Annotated in this window: 11 protein-coding genes and 1 pseudogene; 10 read left to right on the top strand and 2 right to left on the bottom strand. The window is 44.6% G+C overall.

The features are described from left to right. From ONZ52_RS19485 to purD, 4 genes are all read left to right on the top strand, one after another. On the top strand, positions 1-659 hold a 659-nt coding region (locus ONZ52_RS19485), incomplete at its 5' end, for a tRNA-dihydrouridine synthase (RefSeq protein ID WP_265220332.1). A 118-nt stretch (positions 660-777) separates the two neighbouring features. Beyond that, on the top strand, positions 778-1,056 hold the full coding sequence (gene fis, locus ONZ52_RS19490) for a DNA-binding transcriptional regulator Fis (protein ID WP_012070668.1): 279 nt from the start codon (positions 778-780) through the stop codon (positions 1,054-1,056). An 88-nt stretch (positions 1,057-1,144) separates the two neighbouring features. Next, positions 1,145-2,722, top strand: a complete 1,578-nt coding sequence (gene purH / locus ONZ52_RS19495) for a bifunctional phosphoribosylaminoimidazolecarboxamide formyltransferase/IMP cyclohydrolase (RefSeq protein ID WP_265217763.1) — start codon at positions 1,145-1,147, stop codon at positions 2,720-2,722. Between the two features lie 105 nt (positions 2,723-2,827). Next, positions 2,828-4,114 (top strand): phosphoribosylamine--glycine ligase, encoded by a 1,287-nt coding sequence (gene purD, locus ONZ52_RS19500; protein ID WP_265217069.1) that lies wholly within the window; start codon positions 2,828-2,830, stop codon positions 4,112-4,114. A gap of 82 nt (positions 4,115-4,196) precedes the next feature. Here the strand turns inward: purD and ONZ52_RS19505 are convergent, their stop codons facing one another. Next, on the bottom strand, positions 4,197-4,448 hold the full coding sequence (locus ONZ52_RS19505) for a hypothetical protein (protein ID WP_265217067.1): 252 nt from the start codon (positions 4,446-4,448) through the stop codon (positions 4,197-4,199). Positions 4,449-4,506: 58 nt separating this feature from the next. On the opposite strand from ONZ52_RS19505, the gene ONZ52_RS19510 reads away from it, so the two are divergent. From ONZ52_RS19510 to ONZ52_RS24890, 5 genes and pseudogenes are all read left to right on the top strand, one after another. Next, on the top strand, positions 4,507-6,804 hold the full coding sequence (locus tag ONZ52_RS19510) for a 7TMR-DISM family protein (protein WP_265217065.1): 2,298 nt from the start codon (positions 4,507-4,509) through the stop codon (positions 6,802-6,804). Positions 6,805-6,848: 44 nt separating this feature from the next. Further along, positions 6,849-7,190 carry a histidine triad nucleotide-binding protein gene (locus ONZ52_RS19515; protein ID WP_265217063.1) on the top strand — a complete coding sequence of 114 codons (342 nt, stop codon included), beginning with the start codon at positions 6,849-6,851 and terminating at the stop codon, positions 7,188-7,190. A gap of 14 nt (positions 7,191-7,204) precedes the next feature. After that, positions 7,205-7,837, top strand: a complete 633-nt coding sequence (coq7, locus tag ONZ52_RS19520) for a 2-polyprenyl-3-methyl-6-methoxy-1,4-benzoquinone monooxygenase (RefSeq protein WP_265217062.1) — start codon at positions 7,205-7,207, stop codon at positions 7,835-7,837. Between the two features lie 143 nt (positions 7,838-7,980). Then, a pseudogene (locus tag ONZ52_RS24885) lies at positions 7,981-8,079 on the top strand (pyridoxamine 5'-phosphate oxidase); the annotation flags it as partial. A gap of 83 nt (positions 8,080-8,162) precedes the next feature. Beyond that, positions 8,163-8,480, top strand: coding sequence for a pyridoxine/pyridoxamine 5'-phosphate oxidase (locus ONZ52_RS24890; RefSeq protein ID WP_321160380.1), 318 nt, complete (start codon positions 8,163-8,165; stop codon positions 8,478-8,480). A gap of 37 nt (positions 8,481-8,517) precedes the next feature. Here ONZ52_RS24890 and ONZ52_RS19530 read toward each other — a convergent pair whose 3' ends face one another. Continuing rightward, a complete protein-coding gene (locus ONZ52_RS19530) occupies positions 8,518-9,075 on the bottom strand; it encodes an alpha-ketoglutarate-dependent dioxygenase AlkB family protein (protein ID WP_265217762.1) in 558 nt (185 codons plus the stop codon). Between ONZ52_RS19530 and ONZ52_RS19535 the strand changes: the two genes are divergently transcribed. Beyond that, on the top strand, positions 9,057-9,565 hold a 509-nt coding region (locus tag ONZ52_RS19535), incomplete at its 3' end, for a heparan-alpha-glucosaminide N-acetyltransferase (protein ID WP_265220333.1). The genes ONZ52_RS19530 and ONZ52_RS19535 overlap by 19 nt on opposite strands.

Raw genomic sequence — 9,565 nt, forward strand, 5'->3', positions numbered from 1 at the left:
CCAAAAAAGTATGCAACAAAGCGGCAGGCTCTGCATTACTGAAAGATGAAGCGCTTGTTCGTGAGATACTGGAATCAGTTGTAAATAGTGTGTCTGTTCCAGTCACTCTAAAAATTCGTACGGGATGGAGCCTCGATCAAAAAAACGGTCTTGCGATTGCAAAAATGGCAGAAGACATTGGCATTCAAGCCCTAGCCATTCATGGGCGAACGCGGGAATGCAAATTCCAAGGACAAGTTGAATACGACACGATTGCAGAGATTAAGCATCATTTGAGTATCCCTATTTTTGCGAATGGGGACATTAAAGACGCGCAATCAGCAAAATTTGTGAAAGATTACACCAAGGCGGATGGCATCATGATTGGTCGAGCTGCCCAAGGAAGACCGTGGATTTTTCGCGAAATAAACCACTATTTAGAAACAAACGAATTGTTAACACCTCCCTCTTTATCTGAGGTGAGACAGCTTGTTATTAACCACGTGCACGCCCTACATCAATTTTATGGTGATTATTTGGGTGTGCGTATTGCTCGCAAGCATGTTGGTTGGTACCTGCAAACGTTAGCGGATAACACACAATTTCGCAGCCTGTTTAATCGTATTGATAATACGCAAGAACAGCTTGATAAATTGGAAGAGTTCTTTGTTTGCCAATAGGCAAACGAACCTTACACTTAATGTAATGAACATCAAAAAAGAAGAGTTAGATCGCCCTTCTATACGATGCTCAATATACATTAACAAATGGTTAGCTTTAAAAATAGAAGGTCATTCTGTGGTAGAACAAACTCATACTCATACGTTTCAAGCCGCTTCTTCAGAGCAGTCACAAACACTACGTGACAACGTTGAAAAAGCCCTACAAAACTATTTCGCTCATCTTGATGGGCAGCCAATAACAGACTTATACCAGTTGGTCTTAGCCGAGGTTGAGGCGCCTTTGCTAGAGTCTGTCATGAGCTACACAAAGGATAACCAAACCAAAGCATCCACCATCCTTGGGTTAAATCGAGGAACACTTCGTAAGAAGTTAAAGCAATACGGCATGCTATAATCACAAAGAAAAAAAGGGCGAATTCGCCCTTTTTTTCGTCTTATCTTCCCCTTGTTTATTTAGTGTTAAATTAACTGCGAGAACCATGATGGCAAATCAAAATACCGTAACTCCAATCAAACGAGCGTTAATCAGTGTTTCCGACAAAACAGGCATTGTCGAATTCGCGCGCGAACTGACCGCTCAAGGTGTTGAAATTCTTTCAACCGGTGGAACTTACCGTCTTTTATTGGACAGCAACGTTAAAGCAACAGAAGTGTCTGATTACACAGGCTTCCCAGAAATGATGGATGGACGTGTAAAAACACTGCACCCAAAAGTGCACGGTGGCATTCTTGGTCGTCGTGATATCGATGGCGCTGTAATGAAAGAGCACGGCATTGAAGAAATCGATATGGTGGTGGTTAACCTGTATCCATTCGAAGCAACGATAGAACGTCCTGATTGCGATTTACCGATGGCGATTGAAAATATTGATATCGGTGGCCCTACCATGGTTCGCTCTGCTGCCAAAAACCACAAAGACGTAGCTATCGTGGTCTCACCTTCCAGCTATGAAAGCATCTTAGCGTCTCTTAAAGCAGATGGTGGCTTGACGTTTGAACAGCGTTTCGACCTTGCGGTTAAAGCATTCGAACACACTTCACATTACGATGGCGCCATTGCTAACTTCCTAGGTAAAAAAGTAGAAGGCGGCAGCGAAGAGTTTGCACGTACATTTAACCTACAATTCCACAAACAAGAAGAAATGCGCTATGGTGAGAACCCACACCAGAAAGCGGCTTTTTATGTAGAAGCGAACCCGAAAGAAGCCTCTATCAGCACGGCTAAACAAATCCAAGGTAAGGCGTTGTCTTACAACAACATAGCTGACACTGATGCCGCCCTTGAATGCGTAAAAAGCTTTGATAAACCTGCTTGTGTTATCGTTAAGCACGCTAACCCTTGTGGTGTCGCTACAGCAGCGACTCAATTTGAAGCCTATGATCTTGCTTTCCAAACAGACCCAACGTCTGCATTTGGTGGCATCATTGCCTTCAACCAAGAGCTAGACGCTAAAACAGCACAAGCGATTGTTGATCGTCAATTCGTTGAAGTGATCATTGCCCCAAGCGTTAGCAAAGAAGCGGCCGACATTGTGGCGACAAAACAAAACGTTCGCCTACTTGAGTGCGGCCAATGGTCAAAAGACAAGCCAGCAGCACTAGATTACAAGCGCGTAAACGGTGGTTTATTAGTTCAGGACCGTGACGATGGTGTCATTACGTTAGACGATCTTAAAATTGTCTCTAAACGTCAACCTAGCGAAGAAGAGCTAAAAGATCTATTGTTTGCTTGGAAAGTGGCAAAATTTGTTAAATCTAATGCCATTGTTTATGCCAAAGCAGAACAAACCATTGGCGTTGGCGCAGGCCAAATGAGCCGAGTATACAGCGCTAAAATTGCGGGCATTAAAGCCGCTGATGAAAACCTAGAAGTCGCTGGCTCCGTCATGGCGTCTGATGCCTTCTTCCCATTCCGTGATGGTATCGATGCAGCAGCACAAGCCGGTATTACAGCGGTTATTCAGCCAGGTGGCTCTATGCGTGACGAAGAAGTCATCGCGGCGGCAGACGAAGCTGGTATGGCAATGGTCTTCACAGGTATGCGTCATTTCCGTCATTAAAGAGCCGTCATTAACACATCGTTATTAGACACGCTAAAAAGACGTAACGCTTTAGTTAGTCGCCAGAGACCTAAGTCTCTGGCTTGCAATACAAAGGATTAGATAATGAAAGTTCTTATTATTGGTAACGGCGGTCGTGAACATGCTCTAGCATGGAAAACCGCTCAATCGAACCAAGTCGAAAAAGTCTATGTTGCCCCAGGTAACGCAGGCTCTGCCACTGAAAATAAAGTAGAGAACGTCAACATCGGTGTCACTGATATTGCAGATCTTGTGGCCTTTGCAAAACGTGAGAACATTGATCTAACGATCGTTGGACCAGAAGCGCCTTTGGTCATCGGTGTAGTCGATGCCTTTGAAAAAGAAGGTTTGGCGATCTTTGGCCCCACAGCGGCGGCAGCACAGCTAGAAGGCTCTAAAGCCTTCACAAAAGATTTCTTAGCGCGCCACAACATTCCAACGGCTGCTTACGGCAACTTCACTGAGATCGAGCCAGCGGTTGCTTACATCAAGCAACACGGTGCCCCGATTGTGGTTAAGGCCGATGGTCTAGCCGCTGGTAAAGGCGTTATCTTGGCGCAAACGGAAGCCGAAGCCATTGAAGCGGTTGAAGACATGCTACAAGGCAATGCCTTTGGCGATGCGGGCAGCCGTGTAGTGATCGAAGAGTTCTTGGTAGGCGAAGAAGCCAGCTTTATCTGTATGGTAGATGGCGAAACGGTATTACCGATGGCGACAAGCCAAGACCACAAGGCACGCGATAACGGCGACAAAGGCCCAAACACAGGCGGCATGGGGGCTTATTCTCCTGCTCCGGTTGTGACACCAGAAATTCATGATCGCATTATGAATGAAGTTATCATGCCAACGGTTAAAGGCATGAACGCTGAAGGTAACCGCTACCGTGGATTCTTATACGCTGGCGTGATGATCGCACCGGATGGAACACCAAAGACTCTCGAATACAACTGCCGTTTTGGTGACCCAGAAACACAACCAATCATGATGCGCTTGCGTTCTGATTTAGCACAAATGTGTTTGGCTGCCATCAATGGCACACTGGATACCATTGAAGCAGATTGGGATCCACGCGCAAGCTTAGGTGTTGTTCTTGCTGCTGGCGGCTACCCTGCCGATTACCCTAAAGGCGATGTCATTTCTGGTTTGGACACAGTCCTTCCTGAAGGTCAGAAAGTCTTTCAAGCCGGCACAACACTAAAAGACGGCCAAGTAGTAACCAACGGCGGCCGTGTTCTTTGCGCTGTTGCTCTTGGCGATACGGTTGCTCAAGCACAAGCGTCTGCTTACGAGGTTGTCAAAACTTTGTCTTGGGATAAGGTGTATTTCCGTACCGACATCGGCCACCGTGCCATTGCTCGCGAACAAAAATAGCCTTCTATAAAATACACAAATTGCTAAAAAGGCCTCTCTGAGGCCTTTTTCTTATCTAAATACGCAATATATACACTGTATGCTATTTTTTTAGCTGAGACTCTTTCTTATCCAACCACGCCTTGAATAAACGCCCAACTTCCAATACCAACAAACCAAATATAATACCGGCCACCCAATCAAAACCAAGGACGAAGCCTAATGTGGCGATCATCCCATAGCCATACATGAGATTTGTTCGTGTTGCAGGCTTCGACTGTCTGGCAAACCAAGTGACCCCCAACAGCAATAGACTAAACCAAACATAATGTTCCACCAAAATTGGATATAGCATTCAATCCCCTATCTAGTTAATAATGATAGCCTTCATAGAACTTGTTTGGGCTAGCGTTTTGTTTTACCAATTGATTTTACTATTTTTACTCGGCACCTCCAACATAGTGTGGAACTCAAACACGATCGCCATTATTGATGATTCAAACAGTGTCTTCAATATTGGTAAAAGTGGCACCTATTTTATTGATGCCGATAAAAACCTCTCATTTGACACCATTTCATCGGATCTATACGCAAAACGTTTTCGCCCACTGAATCGAAACTACCTGCAGTTTGGCTTAGTCAAAGGCAATGTTTGGATACGCACAGACATTGCCATCCGGACCACCAGCAACATGCCTATCTTGCTGGAAATAAACACCCCCAGACTACAATACCTTGATATATACCTTCCTAACTTATACGAAAATCAGGTCCAAGCAGAACTCGGTGGCGCACGCCCCTATAACAATAGACCAATTAAAGCGCCCCACTATGTGTTTAACATCCCAACGAACTCACCACCTGTTTTTACCTTGTATTTGAAGCTTTCTTCTGATTTGCCGATTAACGCTAAAATTGAACTCAAAACCCTTTCACAAATGAGCCTAGATGCCCAAAAGAACCTAACCTTTACCGGCATCTTAATTGGCATACTCATCACTCTGTTTGTTTGTAATGTGTTCTTTTTTATCAAAACCTCACATCCTATGTATCTCATTTACAGTGGCTTGCTAATTGGTATCACAGCATTGCATCTTTCGATTCATGATCAGATATCCGCCTTTTTTCCGGATCAGATAAATATTCAAGAGCGCATCTACAATCTAGCGGCGCTATCATGCCTGTGCGCTATTGTGTTTTTTTCTCGGCTCTACATAGACACTAAAAACTATCTACCTAGAATAGACAAAGCATTGCTTATCATTGGTTCAATTAATGCCCTATTTGCGGTTGTATTTACCCTTTCTCCAGAGCAAATAAACATAGTGATTCTGTCCTCGATGGTGGTAATCACACTGACGCTACTGACCATTCACGCTGTTGCTGCGTTTATTTATAAAGTCCCTTTTTCTGGGTATTACTTGGTTGCCAGACTAATATTGCTTATAGGACACTTTGCTTGGATATTGTCCGTTTATGGCATTATACCCAGTGCCATGCTATTGGAGTGGGGGCTAACCATCACGATTATTATTGAAGCGATGATCCATTTCACTGGCATCATTGCACAAACAACCCCTTTATTGCAGCGACATGCCCACAGAACCAAACATTCTCAAACTGAGATCGCAGACCTTTTGTCTGATCTGTCCAGTCGTTTGCGTCGTCAAGTCAATATCATTGGCGGGGATTTCACGCACCTTGAACAAGCCGCTACATCAAACGAAACAAGACTGTTTTTATCGAGCAGCCTAACGGCCAACAATAATTTAAAAAATCTGATTGAACGAATTGATCTACTGAATGACGTAAGAGAAAACTCACCACCAGAACAATCTTATCCGATACCACTCGATCAACTAATCGACAACGCATACAACAATGTGCAACGCTTAGACCAAGACAATGCTTTAATAGAAATCAATAGCAACAAAACGGCCCAAGTGGAAATATTGCAGCATGCCTCTATCTTGCAACACCTTATTGAAAGCCTCGTTCAGGAGTTCAAACACTTTACGGACCAAGTGCTTACTCTTGATATTACTCGACACGATCTGAATCGAGAAGGCATCACAATATTAGAACTCAGCTGTTACCCTCTACCTAAACGTATCCACACAAGTACAGCAAGCTTTGACCTGGGCATGCACTACATCACACTGCTTATTCAACACATAGAGGGGGAAATGCAAATATCTGAGAGCAACCATTATCGACGTATTGATATTCAACTCCCGATACGTGCGCACATTCGTCCAGCAAACAGCGAGATCGGCCAGCACAACCACTTTGATATTATACTTTTTGGTCAAACAGACCATGATTTGCAAAAAGCCCTCACGCTGCTGCAAAGTCATATCAATAAAATAGAACACTTTACTACCTTAGAGAGTCTACTCGATTACTTAGAACTACCTACCAAAAGAGAGTCTGGGTCCATTATTTTAGTCTTCGACAATGGGGGACATATCCCCCATGTCACACAACAGAGACTACTTCCATTAATGCGCCATGAAGATCAGTGCTTACTCATCAGCAACAATGTTAAAATGTCATTAGATTACGCCAAGAAACTGGGGTTTGATGAACTGATCGCCTGCTCAGAATTAGAGAGCCAACTGCAGCAGAGAATATCGCGCCTTATACAAAAGGGAGAGAGGCTAAGAAGTACATCCTTGTCACGGATCAAGCCTTTGCGCAAAACACCTTGAAGCAACACAACTAACCTTGAATAATACCAATGAAAGGAGATGATATGGACTGTTTATTTTGCAAAATAGTGAACCGAGATATTCCGGCGACCGTTTTATATGAAGACGATGATGTTCTGGCCTTTGAAGACATCATGCCTCAGGCGCCAACCCATCTCCTAGTTATTCCTAAGCGTCATATAAGCACTTTAAATGATCTCACAGATGCTGATGCTGCGGTAATAGGAAAACTGCCTATCACGGCGGCCAAGATAGCAAAACAAAAGGGCATTAGTGACGCAGGTTATCGCGTTGTGATGAACTGCAATGAGATGGGCGGACAAACCGTTTATCATATTCATATGCATGTACTGGGTGGCCGCGCCATGACATGGCCTCCAGGTTAGCAAGAGGAAATACAATGATCTCTTTTTTAGATAAAGCCGTATTGCAATTTGATCGTGCACTGCAAACGCTGGTACCTCATGCCGCTAAAGCATCGCGCCCTTCTCCTGCAAATTTGCTGGAAGAAGGTACTCTAGACCTTTCTGAGCGTAAGCATTCATCCGGTTTGATGCGCATCAACCACACAGGAGAAGTCTGTGCCCAAGCACTGTATGCGGGACAAGCCACCACAGCAAAACTTGCTGCAGTGCGCGAAGAAATGGAACATGCGGCAGATGAGGAGATCGATCATCTAGTATGGTGTGAGCAACGACTTTATGAACTGGGCAGCAGACCTAGCCTGTTTAATCCATTTTTTTATGGTGCATCTTTTCTTATAGGTGCAGGAGCAGGATTGATCAGCGATAAACTAAGCTTGGGATTTGTTGCCGCAACAGAAGATCAGGTTTGTATTCATCTTCAAAAGCACATGGCAACCTTGCCAGCACAAGATGAAAAGAGTAAAGCGGTGTTAGCACAAATGCATACAGATGAAGCCAAACACAAAGCCATGGCTCTGGCTGCAGGCGGATACGAGTTTCCTAAGCCTATTATGGCTATCATGACACAAGTATCTAAAGTCATGACCACAACAACTTACCGGATTTAATCATGAACAGAGATCTTCATTCTATTCGACGCGACTATCAGTTCGATGACCTCCTAGAAGAGCATGTCGGACATGATCCGCTTACCTTATTTGACAATTGGCTCGAAAAAGCCATAGATTCCTGCCCTGACGACCCAACAGCTATGGTATTGAGTACGGTTGGTAGCGATGGCTGGCCACATTCCCGTGTGGTGCTGTTAAAACAACGTAATGACGCTGGTTTTTCTTTTTTCACTAATTACGATAGCGAAAAAGGCCAACAATTAGCCCTTAATAATAAGGCCAGCATGACTTTTTTTGGCCTGCCCTGTCACGCCAAATTCGTATCGAAGGCCATGTTGAAAAAGTCGCTCGCCATATATCAGAAACCTATTTTGCTAGCCGCCCTCGAGGCAGCCAACTCGCCGCCAGAACATCCAAGCAAAGCACTGTTATTGCCAATCGCGACGCGCTGCAGACGGCGTTTAACGAAGAAGAGCAAGCTTTTAATGGTCAAGATGTGCCCTGCCCTGAAAACTGGGGTGGCTATGTATTAAAACCCAAATTTATTGAATTTTGGCAAGGTAGACCCAGTCGTCTTCATGATCGCATCTGCTTCACACAACAAGACAACAACTGGATCATCACCCGCAAAGCCCCATAGCGATCCAATACATTTCGGTCACTAACAGAACTCGCATTCAAAGCAGGAGACGAAAGGTTAAACTCACTCGCTCCTCTTTGATGCGTTTTCTTACAGGCAAAGAATGCTGCCAAAGCACCTGTGTAGAAGCAGACATTACTAGCCAACTGCTATCTTCCAACTCAAGACTGTGCTTAATCTGGTGATTCGCTTTCAAACGAAATAGGAAAGATCGTTGCGCGCCAAGACTGAGCATGGCCACGACAGGCGCAGGACCCAATGACTTCTCATCATCAGCATGCCAACCCATGTATTCGTCACCGTCTTGATACCAATTCAATAACAAAGCATTAAAAGGCTGCTGCGCTAACGATTCAGCCTCCTCTTTGACGGGTACCAGCCAATCGGGCCAGCCGGTGCCAAAATGATCCTTTCCTGAGTAGCGATAACATATACCCGCATCCGCAACGAAAGCCACCTGACGGGGCACTACAATAGGACGACCAAACATCAACAAACTCTCTCGCTCCCACGGCAAATCTCCCTTAAGTCGCGGCAATAGGTGCTGTAAACTTGAGCTAGAAAATGAGTATCGGTATGATGGCCGAACTTCCACCCCATTTTTTACTTTGGACTTCAATGCAAACCTCTCCTGTTTTTGACCCAACCAAACGCAGCGCATTTTTAGATGTTTATCGTGGCTTTGCTGTTTTACTGATGATGATATTCCATTTTTGTTGGGATTTACGTAATTTTGGTTTCATGGAGTTTTCCATATACGACCCTTTTTGGGTATATTTCCGCAGCCTCATCCTCACCCTATTTCTGACTGCGGTTGGCTGGTCCGCCTACATAGCCTACAATCAGTTTAGCAAGCCATTCACTTGGAAACGCGACATTAAGCTGCTTCTTTCCGCTGGGGCTATTTCACTGGCCACCTACTTAGCTATGCCGAATCAATGGATTTATTTCGGTATCCTGCATTTTATTTTTGTCGCCTCCATCCTCGTAAGACCTGCCGCGAAATGGCCTATTGCTTGTGCCATACTAGGCATAACCATTGTTATGATTTACCACCTCACTCAATGGCTTCACTTCCCTAACGC

The organism is Marinomonas rhodophyticola (assembly GCF_026113935.1).
Taxonomy (GTDB): Bacteria; Pseudomonadota; Gammaproteobacteria; order Pseudomonadales; family Marinomonadaceae; genus Marinomonas; species Marinomonas rhodophyticola.

Excerpts from the sequence above, each read along its gene's own strand:
- purH (WP_265217763.1), top strand. The coding sequence starts at position 1,145 with ATGGCAAATCAAAATACCGTAACTCCAATCAAACGAGCGTTAATCAGT.
- purD (WP_265217069.1), top strand. The coding sequence starts at position 2,828 with ATGAAAGTTCTTATTATTGGTAACGGCGGTCGTGAACATGCTCTAGCA.
- ONZ52_RS19505 (WP_265217067.1), bottom strand. The coding sequence starts at position 4,448 with ATGCTATATCCAATTTTGGTGGAACATTATGTTTGGTTTAGTCTATTG.
- ONZ52_RS19515 (WP_265217063.1), top strand. The coding sequence starts at position 6,849 with ATGGACTGTTTATTTTGCAAAATAGTGAACCGAGATATTCCGGCGACC.
- coq7 (WP_265217062.1), top strand. The coding sequence starts at position 7,205 with ATGATCTCTTTTTTAGATAAAGCCGTATTGCAATTTGATCGTGCACTG.